General features: G+C 43.9%; 13 protein-coding genes. 5 read left to right on the top strand and 8 right to left on the bottom strand.

Annotation, left to right across the window (positions count from 1 at the left end; genetic code table 11):
- Positions 1 to 26: 26 nt before the first annotated feature.
- Both IQP38_RS10105 and IQP38_RS10100 read left to right on the top strand, forming a co-directional pair.
- On the top strand, positions 27 to 647 hold the full coding sequence (locus tag IQP38_RS10105) for a TRIC cation channel family protein (RefSeq protein ID WP_005387377.1): 621 nt from the start codon (positions 27 to 29) through the stop codon (positions 645 to 647).
- Positions 648 to 775: 128 nt separating this feature from the next.
- Entirely contained in the window at positions 776 to 1,630 is an 855-nt protein-coding gene (locus tag IQP38_RS10100; RefSeq protein WP_025998535.1) for a LysR family transcriptional regulator, read from the top strand.
- Here the strand turns inward: IQP38_RS10100 and IQP38_RS10095 are convergent.
- Positions 1,572 to 2,351 (bottom strand): TSUP family transporter, encoded by a 780-nt coding sequence (locus IQP38_RS10095; protein ID WP_017633623.1) that lies wholly within the window; start codon positions 2,349 to 2,351, stop codon positions 1,572 to 1,574. The genes IQP38_RS10100 and IQP38_RS10095 overlap by 59 nt on opposite strands.
- A gap of 304 nt (positions 2,352 to 2,655) precedes the next feature.
- Between IQP38_RS10095 and IQP38_RS10090 the strand changes: the two genes are divergently transcribed.
- Together IQP38_RS10090 and IQP38_RS10085 are read left to right on the top strand one after the other, a co-directional pair.
- Positions 2,656 to 3,525: a hypothetical protein gene (locus tag IQP38_RS10090; protein WP_017633622.1), complete on the top strand. Its 870-nt coding sequence runs from the start codon at positions 2,656 to 2,658 to the stop codon at positions 3,523 to 3,525.
- Positions 3,522 to 3,947, top strand: a complete 426-nt coding sequence (locus IQP38_RS10085) for a hypothetical protein (protein WP_017633621.1) — start codon at positions 3,522 to 3,524, stop codon at positions 3,945 to 3,947. Before IQP38_RS10090 ends, IQP38_RS10085 begins: the two co-directional genes overlap by 4 nt.
- 323 nt (positions 3,948 to 4,270) lie before the next feature.
- On the opposite strand, the gene carB is transcribed toward IQP38_RS10085, so the two are convergent.
- The 5 genes from carB to secA form a co-directional block, all read right to left on the bottom strand.
- Positions 4,271 to 7,504, bottom strand: coding sequence for a carbamoyl-phosphate synthase large subunit (carB, locus tag IQP38_RS10080; protein ID WP_005381854.1), 3,234 nt, complete (start codon positions 7,502 to 7,504; stop codon positions 4,271 to 4,273).
- A gap of 16 nt (positions 7,505 to 7,520) precedes the next feature.
- Positions 7,521 to 8,660, bottom strand: coding sequence for a glutamine-hydrolyzing carbamoyl-phosphate synthase small subunit (carA, locus tag IQP38_RS10075; RefSeq protein ID WP_017633620.1), 1,140 nt, complete (start codon positions 8,658 to 8,660; stop codon positions 7,521 to 7,523).
- Between the two features lie 481 nt (positions 8,661 to 9,141).
- Complete coding sequence (dapB, locus tag IQP38_RS10070) at positions 9,142 to 9,951, bottom strand: 4-hydroxy-tetrahydrodipicolinate reductase (protein WP_005381860.1); 810 nt, start codon at positions 9,949 to 9,951, stop codon at positions 9,142 to 9,144.
- A 110-nt stretch (positions 9,952 to 10,061) separates the two neighbouring features.
- A complete protein-coding gene (gene mutT / locus IQP38_RS10065) occupies positions 10,062 to 10,460 on the bottom strand; it encodes an 8-oxo-dGTP diphosphatase MutT (RefSeq protein ID WP_005387387.1) in 399 nt (132 codons plus the stop codon).
- Positions 10,461 to 10,615: 155 nt separating this feature from the next.
- Positions 10,616 to 13,345 (bottom strand): preprotein translocase subunit SecA, encoded by a 2,730-nt coding sequence (gene secA, locus IQP38_RS10060; protein WP_193837549.1) that lies wholly within the window; start codon positions 13,343 to 13,345, stop codon positions 10,616 to 10,618.
- Positions 13,346 to 13,752: 407 nt separating this feature from the next.
- On the opposite strand from secA, the gene IQP38_RS10055 reads away from it, so the two are divergent.
- A complete protein-coding gene (locus tag IQP38_RS10055) occupies positions 13,753 to 14,211 on the top strand; it encodes a DUF721 domain-containing protein (protein WP_033906094.1) in 459 nt (152 codons plus the stop codon).
- A 113-nt stretch (positions 14,212 to 14,324) separates the two neighbouring features.
- Here IQP38_RS10055 and lpxC read toward each other — a convergent pair whose 3' ends face one another.
- Positions 14,325 to 15,242 (bottom strand): UDP-3-O-acyl-N-acetylglucosamine deacetylase, encoded by a 918-nt coding sequence (gene lpxC, locus IQP38_RS10050; protein ID WP_005381871.1) that lies wholly within the window; start codon positions 15,240 to 15,242, stop codon positions 14,325 to 14,327.
- Between the two features lie 101 nt (positions 15,243 to 15,343).
- On the bottom strand, positions 15,344 to 16,582 hold the full coding sequence (gene ftsZ, locus IQP38_RS10045) for a cell division protein FtsZ (RefSeq protein WP_017633617.1): 1,239 nt from the start codon (positions 16,580 to 16,582) through the stop codon (positions 15,344 to 15,346).
- Positions 16,583 to 16,589 lie beyond the last annotated feature (7 nt).

Here is a 16,589-nt window from a genome sequence, read left to right as displayed (position 1 = left end):
CACACTATTTAAAGGTACTAAGTAACATGGACTCCATGCTGCTTTATATGATCGATTTGTTCGGTACCGCTGTTTTCGCTATCTCTGGCGTATTACTGGCGGGCCGTTTAAAAATGGATCCATTCGGCGTTATCGTGCTCGGCAGTGTGACTGCTATAGGTGGCGGAACAATCCGAGACATGGCGCTTGGTGCCACTCCCGTATTTTGGATAACAGATACGACTTACTTATGGGTGATATTTGTTACGTGTCTACTAACCATGCTTGTTATTCGAAGACCCAAGCGACTCTCATGGTGGGTATTACCCGTTTGTGATGCCATCGGTCTCGCTGTATTTGTAGGAATAGGAGTAGAAAAGGCACTCGCCTACAATGCTTCTGGGATGGTCGCGGTGATAATGGGGGTTATTACTGGCTGTGGCGGTGGCATTATACGAGACGTGCTGGCTCGCGAAGTTCCTATGGTATTAAGAAGTGAAGTCTATGCTACGGCATGTATTATTGGCGGCATCTTCCATACGATGGCGGTAAACATGGGTTATGACCACTCAACGGCTTTACTCGCTGGTGTAATCTCAACGCTCATTATACGTCTCGGTGCGATTCGTTGGCATCTATCCCTGCCAACTTTCGCCATTAACCGTTAAACACCAACAACATCACTCATCATGGAGTCGACCAAGTGTCGGCTCCTCTCATTTATGCTCATTTGATTCGCCAATTCTTGGGCAATTCGCTAAATTATCTCAACCATTCCTAACTTTCATTAATCATTATGTTGCTTGAAGGTATTGAAACGTTACTTGTCCTCAGTAAAGAAAAAACCATGAGCCGCACGGGCAGTCAACTCTATATTAGTCAGTCTGCCGTGAGTAAACGTATTTCAAATCTAGAGAAGAAGTTAGGAAAAAAATTGATAGAGCCAAATGGTCGGCACATAAAGCTGACCTCCGATGGCCTTGCGCTCATCAACACGATCGAGCCAACGTTCAATGAGTTAAGAGGAAAAATCTACGATCAACAACAAATAGAAGATACTTCTTTGATCAAGATAGACTGCTCTGAAACCTTAGTCGCTGGATACCTCAGCATGATCATGGCAGAACACTTTGCCCATGATCAGTACATACGAATATCGACCAATCATACGCCACGCATTATTGAGAATGTGAAATCAGGCAAAGCAACATTGGGATTTTGCGCTGGCTATCTACCACCTCATCATGGATTAATGAGCCTTCACCTCGCCGATGAACCTTTCTCAATTGTCAGTCGACATTCACTTTCACAACTACCTAAAGCTATTTTGACCAATGACCTAACTAACCCTGCCAACACATATCAACAAGCTATTTTATCCATACACGGAATCGAACCTTTGATGGAAATGGATTCGTATACTGCGGCAGCACAACTGGCTTTGGGAGGTATGGCTCCCGCTTTAATCCCTAAATCTATCCTAACGACACTTAATATCACATCTAAGTTCTGCTATGACTTTGAAGAGCTAGATCAGTTAGTTCGACCAATACATATCTGCTTACGTCACAGCACATATCGTAGCGAACGAGTTAAAGCACTGACAGAATCCATTGCTGATGTTGTTGCCAAAGAAGTTTCGTTGCCATGAGCATCGACATTACTATAACTAGAGGACGAATCCATTTTTGCCCTTTACTTACCACGACCTTCGCCCCTAACTGAGCACCAAGAAAACCGCCAACAGCCATAGTTAAGCCAAGCTTCCACACTGGCAACCCAGCTAAGATAAAAAAGAGTAGTGCCGCTATGTTTGACGTGAAATTGAGGATTTTGGTTCTAGCTGTGGCTTCGACCAAAGAAAAGTGACCTAGTGCAACAAAACAAACAGTAAAAATAGATCCAGTCCCAGGGCCAAAAAAGCCATCATAGAAGCCGATCCCAGCACCAATGCATAGCGCAAACATCGCTTCAGATAACTTTGGTTCTCCATCGATTTTTCGCGTACTTGGCGCGAGTAAAAAATAGAGGGAAATGGCTATCAAAAGAACAGGGATCAAACTGGTGAGTACGCTAGCATCAATAAACTGCACAGCCTCGGCACCGATTGCAGCACCTATAAAAGTGCAGAGTATCGCAAAACGCATTTCCTTTAAGCTGACAATACCGTTACGCACGAAATACCAGCTAGCAGAGAAACTGCCAAACGAACTTTGTAACTTATTGGTTGCTAGAGCTTGAGTCGGACTCAACCCCGCAGCCAAAAGCGCAGGGAGCGTAATGAGCCCTCCCCCACCAGCCATCGCATCAATAAAGCCTGCGGCAGTCGCAACCAAAAATAAGGCCAACAAAATCTCAACCGTGATTTCCACTACACTTCCTTTTTGAAGAGGTATCAAAGAGGAAGAAACGGTAGCACTTATTCACAAAACTACCAATGGAAAGTCAAGACACCAATCTATTCCTAATTTTCATAGAATTAATGCTTAAACTTGACTCCAAACTTTTACATAAAATTTAGTTGTCAGAAAGAATTGAATCACTGTCACAAATCTATTCCTGATAATGAGATCAAACGCTTACCTTTAAATATAAAACTAGACGAGTATGAAAGATCTGTTCAGCATGTAGAGTTTACATTGTCAGCGCTCAAGGCCCGATATCTGAGGAAAATACATGACTAGCAACTACCCTTTATCACGACATCAATCCTCAAAAAATAGTGGTAGTATAAGCACCTACCCACTTTATAAATCAAATCATCAACATCGAAATCAAGAAACCATTATCTTATCTATCGAGAGCTTCGATATCGTTGTCAAGAACAATGTAAAAGATAAAGCGAAATTAGAACGTTGGGAAAAGATAAAGGGAATGTTTGAAAATACAGCAAACTATTATGCTACAGGACAGGACTTAGTTTTTATAACCAACTTATCAAACTATTTGTACGGAAATAATAGCTCTGTTATCGTTAAAAATTATTCTGGAGCTCCACATATCATACTCACAGGCTCCCCTGCTATGCACTCAAAGCTTTCTGGATTAGGAAAATTTCTTCCCACTCCAACTGTGGCAAAGTTCGCTGTTGGACCAGAAGGGGCATTACAATCCATTAGAAGTGGGGGCATAATAACAATTATCTTAATATCCACATACAGAGTGATTGACTTTTTCCTCAATGACCGTCAAACCTTAGCCAAACTATTTGGTACTTTAGCTAGTGATATAATCACTATCGGGCTATCGTCAGCTGCAGCAGCTATATTTGTAAACTTTGCCGCAGCAGTGGGTGGCAGTGTTGTAACTTTAAGTGCTGGCCCATTATTAGGGGCTATTTTGATAAGCTCGGCTGTAGGTCTTTTATTGAATAGAGAAAATGATAAACGAGGTTTAACACAGAAGTTAATAGCCTCTATAGATATTTACTTAAAGCAAAGAGATATAGAAGCAAAGAGAAGAGCAAAAGAAGAATATAATGAGATTCAACGTAAAACTCAAAGTATGATTTTCTCGCAAGAAATACAGCGAGGTTTGTTACGATGAAAAAAGGGAGTTACGACCGAACGCAAGTGTTTTTTTATTTAATAATTTTATTAGCATCAGCAATATCACTGTTAATATATGGTTTTGATGGATTGTCAGACTTTTATCTTAACATCTATAATAATGAAAGTTATTCATCTTTTGATCAGGCTGATATTTTGATTATAGGCTCTAGTTTGATCTTATTTGAATGCTCTAGAATGTCCGTAAAAACATTAAAATCAAATAATTTCCTAACTAAAAGTGAGTTTAAAAGCTCTAGTAAGATATTCCTAACTATATCGGTAACTAGTTTTTTTCTTCTTTATCCCTCGCTACTAGCAGCAGATGTTTTTGCAAAAAGTAACGGATACTCTCTTGATACTGAAGAATCAACTTATAACTTAGTCTTAGAAAAAAGAACCTATCGAAGCACTCCATAGTTAGTATGTTTTTAAGCTCGACACTGCTTATTTTAACTTTTTCTAATTACCTATCTGCTTAAAGAGTTATGGTCGGCTTAATACCTCAGTCCTACAGCATTAATTTTGTTGCAGCAAGTGGTAGTACTATTTCTTCATCTTTGGGTACATCGCTTGCCATCATTAGCTTGATGATCTTCAAAAGCGAAGCATACCAATCGTTCCTAGCACACTTTAATGCTCTTCATTTTAGAAAAACCTCGATATAAAAAAGCCCGCTCAAATGAGCGGGCAATGAGGTTGTCATGTAAGCCCTGATTAATGAGCTTACTGATTTTTATCTGTTACGCGTCTAGGCTCGCTTTCACTTTAGCGTGTAACTCTTGAACCGAAGTTACTGACGCTTTTGCGTCTGCAGTATGAGACATACATGTAGCGAACGCTGCATTCAGTGTCGTTGTGTAGTTCACTTTTTCTGCCAGTGCACCACGTCGTAGAACTTTCGAATCTTCAATCGCTTGACGACCAGCAGCCGTGTTTACGATGTAGGTGTATTCGTTGTTCTTGATGCGGTCAAGAATGTGTGGACGACCTTCGTGTACTTTGTTTACCAAACGTGGGTTAATACCCGCTTCGCCCAGAATTACAGCAGTACCGTGTGTCGCATCCAACTGGTAACCCAGTTTCACTAACTTAGAAGCTAGGTCAACAACACGCTCTTTATCACCTTCACGTACAGACAGTAGCGCACGACCACCTTCAGGATAAACCGCACCACAACCTAGCTCTGCTTTAGCGTAAGCTTCTGCGAACGTTGCACCCACACCCATTACTTCACCTGTTGAGCGCATTTCAGGGCCCAATAGAGGGTCAACACCAGGGAATTTGTTGAACGGCAGAACCACTTCTTTCACTGAGTAGTAAGGAGGGATAATCTCTTTAGTAAAGCCTTGTGACTCTAGAGATTGACCCGCCATTACACGTGCAGCGATTTTCGCTAGAGGAGCGCCTGTCGCTTTCGATACGAATGGTACCGTACGAGCAGCACGAGGGTTCACTTCAATTAGATAAACGTCGTTATCTTTCACAGCAAACTGCGTGTTCATCAAACCGCGTACACCGAGTTCGAATGCTAACTTCTCAACTTGCTCACGCATCTTGTCTTGAATTTCCTGACTTAGCGTGTACGCAGGCAGTGAACATGCAGAGTCACCAGAGTGAACACCCGCTTGTTCGATGTGCTCCATGATACCGCCGATAACGACGCGTTCACCGTCACAGATAGCATCAATATCAACTTCGGTTGCATCATCCAAGAAACGGTCTAGCAGAACTGGAGACTCGTTCGATACGCTTACTGCTTCGTTGAAGTAGCGACGCAGGTCTTGCTCGTCGTATACGATTTCCATCGCACGACCACCGAGTACATAAGATGGACGAACAACTAATGGGAAGCCAATTTCTTTCGATTTCTCAACCGCTTGCTCCATCGTTGTTACTGTCGCGTTTTCTGGCTGAAGTAGACCTAAACGGTCAACAGCGGCTTGGAAGCGTTCACGGTCTTCCGCACGGTCGATAGCATCTGGGCTAGTACCAATGATTGGCACACCAGCCGCTTCTAGAGCACGAGCCAGTTTAAGTGGCGTTTGACCACCGTACTGAACAATCACACCTTTTGGTTTTTCAACGCGAGCGATAGACAGTACATCTTCCAGAGTTACTGGCTCGAAGTACAGACGATCAGACGTATCGTAGTCAGTAGATACCGTTTCTGGGTTACAGTTAACCATAATGGTTTCGTAACCGTCTTCACGCAGCGCAAGTGATGCATGAACACAACAGTAATCGAATTCGATACCTTGGCCGATACGGTTTGGACCGCCACCAAGAACCATGATCTTATCTTTGTCTGTTGGGTTTGCTTCACATTCTTCATCGTAAGATGAGTACATGTAAGCCGTGTCAGAAGAAAACTCTGCTGCACATGTATCCACACGTTTGTAAACCGGATGAATATCAAACTGCTCACGAGCACGGCGAATTTCACTTTCAGCGACACCAAGCAATTTAGACAAGCGAGCATCAGAGAAGCCTTTGCGTTTCATCTGACGAAGCACTTCTTTGGTCAAACCTGCGTAGCCGCCCGCCTTGACTTGTTCTTCGAGTTTTACAATTTCTTCGATTTGAACCAGGAACCAGCGGTCGATTTGAGTCAAGTTGAACACACCGTCGACTGACATACCCGCTCGGAATGCATCGGCGATGTACCAGATACGCTCTGCACCTGCTTCTTTAAGTTCGTGACGAATCTTAGTCAGTGCATCTGGCGCTTCCAGATCGACCATCTCATCAAAACCAGTTGCGCCAACTTCTAGGCCACGCAGTGCTTTGTGAAGAGATTCTTGTTGGTTACGACCAATCGCCATTACCTCACCAACCGATTTCATCTGAGTTGTCAGACGATCGTTTGCACCAGCAAATTTCTCGAAGTTAAAGCGAGGGATCTTAGTTACGACGTAGTCGATAGTTGGTTCAAATGACGCAGGTGTTGCACCACCTGTGATGTCGTTTTGTAGTTCGTCTAGCGTAAAGCCAACAGCCAGTTTCGCTGCAATTTTCGCGATTGGGAAGCCTGTTGCTTTTGATGCTAGCGCAGAAGAGCGAGATACACGCGGGTTCATCTCGATGATGACCATACGACCATCTTTCGGGTTGATACCAAACTGTACGTTTGAACCACCTGTTTCAACACCAATCTCACGTAGAACGGCTAGCGATGCATTACGCATAAGCTGGTATTCTTTGTCAGTCAGTGTTTGTGCTGGAGCAACCGTGATTGAGTCACCCGTATGGATGCCCATTGGGTCAAAGTTCTCGATTGAACATACGATGATACAGTTGTCCGCTTTGTCACGAACGACTTCCATTTCGTACTCTTTCCAACCGATGAGTGACTCATCGATAAGAAGTTCGTTGGTCGGAGATAAGTCCAGACCGCGACGACAGATTTCTTCGAACTCTTCTTTGTTGTACGCGATACCACCACCAGTGCCACCCATGGTGAACGATGGACGAATGATACAAGGGAAGCCAACCATATCTAAAACTTTGTAAGCTTCTTCCATGCTCTTCGCTGTATCTGCGCGAGGACACTCAAGGCCGATAGACTTCATCGCTTTATCAAAACGAGAACGGTCTTCCGCTTTGTCGATTGCATCAGCCGTTGCACCAATCATCTCTACGCCAAACTCTGCGAGAACGCCGTGCTTCTCTAAATCTAACGCACAGTTAAGTGCTGTCTGACCACCCATAGTTGGCAGAACTGCATCAGGACGTTCTTTCTCGATGATCTTGCGTACAACTTCCCACTGAATCGGCTCAATGTAAGTCGCATCTGCCATCTCTGGGTCAGTCATGATGGTTGCTGGGTTAGAGTTAACCAGGATAACTCGGTAGCCTTCTTCGCGAAGAGCTTTACACGCTTGTGCGCCAGAGTAGTCAAACTCACATGCCTGACCGATAACAATCGGACCAGCACCAAGAATTAGAATACTTTGAATGTCAGTACGTTTTGGCATTATCTACTACTCCGAATTAAGCGCTGTGTTTTTTGATTAGTTCGATAAAGTGGTCAAATAGCGGTGCCGCGTCATGTGGACCTGGGCTCGCTTCTGGGTGACCTTGGAAGCTAAATGCTGGCTTGTCTGTGCGGTGGATACCTTGCAAAGAGCCATCAAATAGCGATACGTGAGTAGCACGTAAGTTTTCCGGTAATGTTGCTTCATCTGCCGCAAAGCCGTGGTTTTGCGAAGTGATCATCACAACGTTACGCTCTAAATCTTTTACTGGGTGGTTTGCACCGTGGTGACCAAACTTCATTTTCACCGTTTGCGCACCTGATGCTAGCGCCAGAATTTGGTGACCTAGACAAATACCAAAAATTGGCAAGCCTTTTTCTAGGAACACTTTGGTTGCTTCAATCGCGTAAGTACATGGTTCTGGGTCACCAGGGCCGTTCGATAAGAATACGCCATCTGGATTTAGTGCCAGAACTTCTTCCGCTGACGTTTCTGCAGGTACAACCGTTAAGCGGCAGCCGCGGTCAACCAACATTCGTAAGATGTTGCGTTTTGCGCCAAAGTCGTAAGCGACAACGTGGTATGGCAGCTCGCTGTCATCTTTCGCCTCTGGAAGTCCACCTTCAAGCGTCCACGAACCTTGCTTCCATTGATACGCTTCTTTTGTTGTAACTTCTTTCGCAAGGTCCATTCCTTTTAAGCCTGGGAATTCTTTTGCTTTCGCTAGTGCCAAAGCTTCGTCTAGGTTGTTGCCCGCAACAATACAGCCGTTTTGAGCACCTTTTTCACGCAGGATACGAGTGAGCTTACGAGTATCGATATTAGCGATGCCAACGATATTTTGAGACTTAAGATAATCAGAGAGGGATTGTTCGTTACGGAAGTTAGAAGCGATTAGAGGAAGATCGCGAATCACAAGGCCTTGTGCATGAATGGAAGAGGATTCTTCATCTTCGGAAGTGGTTCCGGTATTGCCAATGTGAGGATAAGTGAGAGTGACGATTTGCTGAGAATAGGAAGGATCAGTGAGGATTTCTTGATACCCCGTCATCGAGGTATTAAAAACGACTTCACCAACGGAAAGACCATCTGCCCCTATGGACACTCCGCGGAACACTGTCCCATCTTCTAGGACCAACAGTGCTAATTTACCCAAGACAACCTCCAGAATAAAAATGCAAAAAAAATAAATCAAACTGCAAACATGCCTTCCTTTACCTATAAAATCTACATAAATAGGTATTTCAGACAAATTGGCGGTATTCTAAAGTTGGACTCGAAACCTGTCAACCTACAATCAAAAATAAATGATTAATTTCTAGCGAGTAAGGTCATTTTGAATCAGTAAGGCCCAAAAAGATAACTTTTACATGCTATTACATAGAGAGGCATAGAGGTTTAATGAATTTTACAAATTTGAACTTTTTAGAGATCACAAAAAAGTATGAGTTTTTCACGCAAACGTTCACTCAACAAAAAAGATATTAGTTTTTAGACATTAAAACCAAAAACACCCACAAAACAACTAAAACAACAACAAAAGTAAGCACCAAAATACTTTCTGTTAGAATCATTTCATTTACAAATAATTCTATAGATATAAAAAAGCCGGCTACCGCCGGCGAATAATTATGTATTTAGAGTTCATTCAATCCCAAAACATCTGTCATGGTATAAAAGCCCGCTGGTTTGGCACTCAACCAAACAGCGGCCTTGACGGCGCCATTAGCAAACGTCATACGATCGGTCGCTTTGTGCGTTATCTCCACTCGTTCCCCAATATCAGCAAACATGGCTGTGTGCTCACCGACAATATCGCCAGCGCGAATTGTAGCAAAGCCGATCTCATCTTTAGTACGTTCACCTGTGATACCTTCTCGCGCATAGACAGCTACATCATTCAGCTTGTTGCCCATCGCACCAGCAATGGCTTCGCCCATCCCGATAGCGGTACCAGAAGGAGCATCAACTTTATGACGATGATGTGCTTCGACAATCTCAACATCACAGTAGTCGCCCATCACTTTGGCTGCTTTCTCAAGAAGCTTAAATACTAGGTTCACACCAACAGAGTAGTTAGGAGCCATGACAACAGGCACTTGCTTAGCGGCTTCGTCAATTAGTTCACGCTCTGCATCACTGAAACCAGTCGTCCCAATCACAATACTCTTTCCATGCTTCTTACACAGTTCAAGATTCGCCAACGTACTTACTGGGGCAGTAAAATCGATGATTACATCAAAATTATCGACGTCTTTAGCAAGATCATCCGTTAAGAACACATCGAATTTGCCTTCACCACAAAGTTCACCGATATCGACACCGACAAGTGAGGACTCAGGTCGTTCTGATCCCGCGCTCACTGTCGCCTCTGGGTTAAGGTGTGAAGCTTTAACCAAATTACGGCCCATTCGGCCTGCTGCTCCTGCGATTGCAATACGAACCATTGCGCTTTCTCTCCTTCTCTGGATAACGAGGTTTGCTCTCGTTCTCTCGTTTCGCTTAATCTGTTTAAACTAACAACATACCGTGGTTACCACAAGCAAGTTCATCAGGCTTAAGCGAACTCTTTTACGACACGCTCCAAGATAGGCACGTTCGCTTCAGGAAAGGCATAGTTACCCAATTCTCTTATCTCAACCCAGCGACCTTCTTGACCTTCTCGGCCGTAAGGCTCATTACTGAACTTAGATACCGTAATAAAATCAAACTTAAGTGATTTGTCTGGATAGTCATATTCCAAATGCTCGAAAAGGGCTTGCTCAGTAACTTCAATTCCTACTTCTTCTTCAAGTTCTCTTGCTAGAGCATGTTCAATACTTTCTCCTGACTCGACTTTCCCGCCGGGAAACTCCCAAAACCCGCCTTTATGCTTGTCGTCTGGACGCTTTGTAATAAAAATTTTTGATTTGTCTTGGTTAAAAATAATAGCCGCGACTATGTGAATTCTTTTCATAGGGGTTCCTAACTCTCAAGCCGTTACACTTCAACGGTCTTTGCATCTCTAAAACTATCCGATGCTATCAAAACTTATGAAATTCGACAGCCACAGAATTTGCTTAAAAAAAGAGCCGCCTAGGCGACTCTTTAAAAAATTATCTGACTAATACGTTAGTCGATCTTGCCGTGGCACTGTTTATACTTCTTACCACTACCACAAGGGCAAGGCTCATTGCGACCTACTTTACGTTCATCACGTACCATTGGCTGACTTGAACCTTCTTCAGATTCTTCACCTTCAGAAAGAGGGTTTTGTGCTGCTGCGTGTTGCGCTTGAGCACGACGAGCGGCCTCTTCAGCTTGCGCACGACGTTGCTCTTCCATACGTTCAACTTCTTCTTGTTGCTGGACTCGAACGCGAGATAGAACAGTAATCACATCAGTTTTCAGCGCTTCTAGTAGACCTTCAAACAGTTCAAACGATTCACGCTTGTATTCCTGTTTCGGGTTCTTCTGCGCATAGCCGCGTAAGTGAATACCCTGACGCAAGTGATCCATTGCTGCCAAGTGCTCTTTCCAAAGCGTATCCAGAGTTTGAAGCATAACCGATTTCTCGAAGTTACGAAGCACTTGCGCACCCACCACTTCCTCTTTCTCTTTATACACTTCAACGGCTAGATTGATGATCTTCTCGCGTAGCGCCTCTTCGTAAAGCTTATCGTCTTCTTCAAGCCATTGCTTCACTGGCGCATCAAGATCGAAGTCTGCTTTCAGGCGCTCTTGCAGACCTTCAACGTCCCACATATCTTCTAGTGATTGTGGCGGGATGTACTCATCAACAACCGCTGTTAGCACATCTTCACGGTTTTGCTCGATCATACCGCTGATGTCTTCAACGTTCATCAATTCGTCGCGCAGCTCGTAGACAACCTTACGCTGATCGTTCGCCACATCATCGTATTCTAGTAGCTGCTTACGGATATCAAAGTTACGACCTTCCACTTTACGCTGTGCTTTTTCAATTGAGCGAGAAAGCATTTTCGATTCAATTGCTTCACCTTCTTCCATACCACTTTGGATAAGGCTCGCCATACGATCAGAAGTGAAAATACGTAACAAAGAGTCTTCCATAGATAGGTAGAAGCGAGATGAACCCGCATCTCCTTGACGACCAGAACGACCACGTAGCTGGTTATCAATACGGCGAGATTCGTGGCGCTCAGTACCAATGATGTGTAGACCACCAGCATCTAGTACTTGATCATGTACCACTTTCCACTCTGCTTTAATCACATCGATTTGTTCTTGAGTTGGGTTCTCCAAAGCTTCCACTTTTGATTGCCAACTACCGCCAAGCACAATGTCCGTACCACGACCGGCCATGTTGGTCGCGATAGTTACCGCACCAGGCATACCCGCTTCAGCAACAATTTCCGCTTCCTTTTCATGGAATTTCGCATTCAATACGTTGTGTTTGATCTTCGCTTTCTTCAATGCGTTAGAAAGAAGTTCTGATTTTTCAATCGATACTGTACCAACCAATGTTGGCTGACCTTTCGCAACGCGCTCTTTGATATCTTCAATGATTGCAGCAAACTTCTCAGCTTCGGTACGGTACACCACATCCGGCATATCGTTACGAATCATTGGTTTGTTGGTTGGGATAACCACCGTTTCCAAGCCATAAATAGATTGGAACTCAAACGCTTCAGTATCCGCAGTACCTGTCATACCAGACAGTTTTTCGTATAAGCGGAAGTAGTTCTGGAAGGTAATCGAAGCCAAAGTTTGGTTTTCGTTTTGAATCTTAACGCCTTCTTTCGCTTCTACTGCTTGGTGAAGACCTTCAGACCAACGACGACCTGGCATTGTACGACCAGTATGTTCATCAACAATTACTACTTCACCTTCGTCAGTCACGATGTAATCAACGTTGCGCTCAAACAACACATGAGCACGCAAAGCGGCATTCACGTGATGTAACATGCTGATGTTAGTCGGAGAGTAAAGTGTGTCACCCTCTTCCATAAGACCATTTTTCACCAACAGTTCTTCAACGTACTCTTGGCCCGTTTCTGTGAGGTATACTTGCTTTGATTTCTCATCAACAGTGTAGTGACCATCACCACGATATTCTTCAGAGTCTTCTTTGTCTTGCTTTTTAAGATACGGGATCAAAAGGTTGATTCGGGTGTATAGCTCAGAGCTATCTTCAGCAGGACCAGAAATGATTAAAGGGGTACGAGCTTCATCAATTAGGATTGAGTCCACCTCATCGACAACTGCAAAGAAGCGTTCACGTTGTACGCGATCTTCGCTACGGAAAGCCATATTGTCACGAAGGTAGTCAAAACCAAATTCATTGTTCGTTCCGTACAAGATGTCAGCTTGGTACGCTTCTTTTTTCTCTTGAGGAGGCATGTTTGGCACGTTTACGCCAACAGTCATACCTAAAAATTCAAATAGAGGGCGGTTTGTCTCTGCATCACGTTTAGCTAGATAATCGTTCACTGTTACAATATGAACGCCTTTACCAGCTAGGGCATTTAGGTAAGCAGGAAGCGTTGCCGTCAGCGTTTTACCTTCACCCGTACGCATTTCAGCGATTTGACCCGCATTTAGAACCATACCACCGATAAGCTGGACGTCGAAGTGGCGCATACCGTAGACACGCTTAGATGCTTCACGAACCGTAGCAAAAGCTTCTGGAAGTAGTTTATCAAGAGTTTCACCCTTATCTAGGCGCTCACGGAATTCAACCGTCTTTGCTTTTAACTCTTCGTCACTTAGAGCCTCGAATGTTGGCTCATAGTTATTAATTTCTTTTACAATTTTTCTAAGGCGGCGCAGTGTTCGGTCGTTGCGACTGCCAATCACTTTTGTCAGTAGCTTAGTTATCATTTTTCGTGAATCTCTCTTTATTCAGACCGTTCCCGATCTACTCATAATGCCTTCAGTCTCTGCCAGTTTGGAACTAAGAATACTGAGATAAATCATTTATCAAAGATATTGAGTTCAAACATCCATATTTCAAGGCTAAGTTTTGAAACAATGTGGCTTAGTGTAAGGATTTTTAATCGATACAACCATAAATAGACGTATTTGTTTGAAGCACTCTGAAGTTTTTACTTAAAGTGGTGACTGATTAGCCGATATTGCATACCGCAATATGTGTAATCCATCCAGAGCAAACTTTGCTTTTTACCTTGCTACATTGTAAAACTGAAGCTAAAGACGTTAATGTAAACTATACCTTGATAGAAAGCTGCTCTAGAATAGCTATATCTCAACAAAATTAGATTTTACCTATGCGTGATCACCGTCCAACCTCGACTGAAGATGTTATTGCTGAGTCACAGTTCAAGCAGATTCAAGAACATGCTGGAGAAATCTTACAGCTTAACCAAGCTTTGCAAGAGGTCTTACCCACGGGGACGGCCGATCATTGCCGAGTAGCGAATGTTCGTAACGGCCATCTATTGATCGATGTCTCTAGTGCCGCGATCAAAATGAAGATCGATTACGATCGCCTCATGATCCTAAATAAACTTCGTACTCAAGGCTTTGCCAAGCTGATGAGCGTTGAAGTGAGGATCAATCCTTCACTATATCGAAACCGCTTTCAACAAGACGACAGACCTAAGCGTCCACCACTAACCGAATCTGCAGCAAAGTCATTAATGACGATTGCCGACATGGCGCCACCGAAAATTCAAGAGCGTTTAAAACGATTAGCCGATATGGCAGAAAAGGAAGATCGTAAGTGAACGTTATTTCAATATGCTGAAAGCTTGAATGTTATTGATAAATCCAGGATTAAAGCCAAATAGCAAAAAACCAGGCATAAGCCTGGTTTTTTATTAATTCTAATGCCAAGTATTTACGCAAGCACCATATTTGGTTCTGCGAATGCTACTGGTGAGCCGACTTCTTCTTCGAATGTAGTCCACTCCCACGCTTCCTGATCTGCAAGAACAGCACGTAACAGTTGGTTATTTAAACCGTGGCCAGATTTAAAGGCACGGAATTCACCAATGATTGGGTGGCCACACATGTAAAGGTCACCAATCGCATCCAACACTTTGTGAGTCACAAACTCATTTTCAAAGCGTAGACCTTCTTCATTAAGAATACGGTAATCATCCAAAACGATAGCATTGTCAAAACTACCACCCAAAACTAGGTTTTGAGATTGTAGATATTCGATATCACGCATAAAGCCAAACGTACGTGCTCGAGAAATCTCACGAACAAAGCCTTTTGACGAGAAATCAAACAGCAAACGTTGCTCGTCTGATTCAATCGCTGGGTGATTAAACTCAATTTCGAAGTCCATACGGAAGCCGTTAAATGGTACAAATTCTGCCCATTTATCACCATCTTCAAAACGAACTGGCTTTTTGATGCGGATGAAGCGTTTTGGCGCATTTTGCGTTTCGATACCTGCTTGTTGTAGCAAGTATACAAATGGGCTTGCACTACCATCCATGATCGGAATTTCAGGTGCGTCTACTTCGACAACAATGTTATCGATGCCCATACCAGCAAGTGCCGCATTCAAGTGCTCAACAGTTGAAATACGCACACCTTCATCGTTTACCAATGCAGTACAAAGCATGGTGTCACGAACCGAAGCTGGATCAGCTGGAAAATCTACAGGTGGATTTACATCTGTACGACGGTAAATGATACCTGTATTTGCAGCAGCCGGGCGCAGAGTAAGTGTGACTTTACGACCAGAGTGGAGACCCACACCAGTTGTTTTCACTATTTCTTTCAGAGTACGTTGTCTGATCATCTGCTTGCCTCTCAAAAATTTGCTACAAAACACGGCCGTCTGTAACGTCGACCGTGAATGCTACCATAATTTTGAGCCATGTCAAATTTATGGGTTAAAGATTAATCAGCCTGACGACGCAAAAATGCCGGTATATCTAAATAACCACTTTCCTTTTCTTGCTTTGGAGCCGCAGAACTTTGGCTCGACGAAGCTGGAGAAGAAGGAGCAGTGTTTGTCGGCTGAGGAGTTACCTGTGGCTTCTCTTGCACTTGATTATTTTGCAAGGTCTGTGCCGGTTTTTCTTCAGCTTGCGTTGCCGCTGCTTGTTGCTGTGGTTGAGCTTGCGGCGTCGGTGCCACTTTAGCTTTACCACCCGCAACTAGCGTGATATCTGGCTTTTTCTCATTACCAATACCTGTCGCTACAACTGTTACGCGGATTTCGTCAGTCATATCAGGGTCTAGAGAAGTACCGATAACAACAGTCGCATTGTCAGAAGCGAATGCCTTCACTGTATTACCAACCGTCTCAAACTCGTCAAGACGCATATCCAGACCAGCAGTAATATTGACAAGAACACCACGAGCGCCCGCTAGATCGATGTCTTCCAGAAGTGGGCTAGAAATTGCCATTTCAGCCGCTTCTTCAGCACGGTCTTCACCTTTGGCGATGCCGCTACCCATCATTGCGTGACCCATTTCAGACATTACAGTTCTTACGTCCGCAAAGTCGACGTTGATCATGCCAGGGCGAGTAATTAGCTCAGCAATACCTTGAACGGCATTCTTAAGAACATCGTTAGCGCTTGCAAAAGCTTCTAGTAGTGTTACACCACGACCAAGTACTTTAAGTAGCTTTTCGTTTGGAATCGTGATCAAAGAGTCAACATGCTTAGACAGCTCATCGATACCTTGCTCAGCAAATGCCAAACGCTTTTTACCTTCAAAACTAAACGGTTTAGTTACTACCGCTACTGTTAGAATGCCAAGCTCTTTAGCCACTTCAGCAATAACAGGCGCTGCACCAGTACCGGTACCGCCACCCATACCAGCTGCGATAAACACCATATCGGCGCCAGTCAGGGAATCTTTAATTCGATCTCTGTCTTCGAGAGCTGCGTCACGGCCAACCTGTGGATTAGCACCTGCACCCAGACCTTTAGTGATATCACCACCGATCTGAATAACATTGCCAACGCTTGTCTTACGAAGTGCTTGCGCATCAGTGTTGACGCTGATGAATTCCACACCTTCGATGGATTCACGCACCATGTGTTCAACGGCGTTACCACCGCCGCCACCAACCCCAACGACCTTGATTACTGCATCGTCAGACATTTCCATCATCGGTTCAAACATGTGTTGT

Source organism: Vibrio sp. OPT41, from assembly GCF_015163595.1.
GTDB classification, from domain to species: domain Bacteria; phylum Pseudomonadota; class Gammaproteobacteria; order Enterobacterales; family Vibrionaceae; genus Vibrio; species Vibrio alginolyticus.
The sequence above is the reverse complement of the archived record's forward strand: the minus strand, read 5'-3'. Positions and strand labels throughout refer to the sequence as shown.

Bases quoted from the DNA above. Each gene is read 5' to 3' on its own strand.
- dapB (WP_005381860.1), bottom strand. From the start codon at position 9,951: ATGGTTCGTATTGCAATCGCAGGAGCAGCAGGCCGAATGGGCCGTAAT.
- IQP38_RS10100 (WP_025998535.1), top strand. From the start codon at position 776: ATGTTGCTTGAAGGTATTGAAACGTTACTTGTCCTCAGTAAAGAAAAA.
- ftsZ (WP_017633617.1), bottom strand. From the start codon at position 16,582: ATGTTTGAACCGATGATGGAAATGTCTGACGATGCAGTAATCAAGGTC.
- mutT (WP_005387387.1), bottom strand. From the start codon at position 10,460: ATGAAAAGAATTCACATAGTCGCGGCTATTATTTTTAACCAAGACAAA.
- IQP38_RS10090 (WP_017633622.1), top strand. From the start codon at position 2,656: ATGACTAGCAACTACCCTTTATCACGACATCAATCCTCAAAAAATAGT.
- lpxC (WP_005381871.1), bottom strand. From the start codon at position 15,242: ATGATCAGACAACGTACTCTGAAAGAAATAGTGAAAACAACTGGTGTG.
- secA (WP_193837549.1), bottom strand. From the start codon at position 13,345: ATGATAACTAAGCTACTGACAAAAGTGATTGGCAGTCGCAACGACCGA.
- IQP38_RS10085 (WP_017633621.1), top strand. From the start codon at position 3,522: ATGAAAAAAGGGAGTTACGACCGAACGCAAGTGTTTTTTTATTTAATA.
- carB (WP_005381854.1), bottom strand. From the start codon at position 7,504: ATGCCAAAACGTACTGACATTCAAAGTATTCTAATTCTTGGTGCTGGT.
- IQP38_RS10105 (WP_005387377.1), top strand. From the start codon at position 27: ATGGACTCCATGCTGCTTTATATGATCGATTTGTTCGGTACCGCTGTT.
- IQP38_RS10055 (WP_033906094.1), top strand. From the start codon at position 13,753: ATGCGTGATCACCGTCCAACCTCGACTGAAGATGTTATTGCTGAGTCA.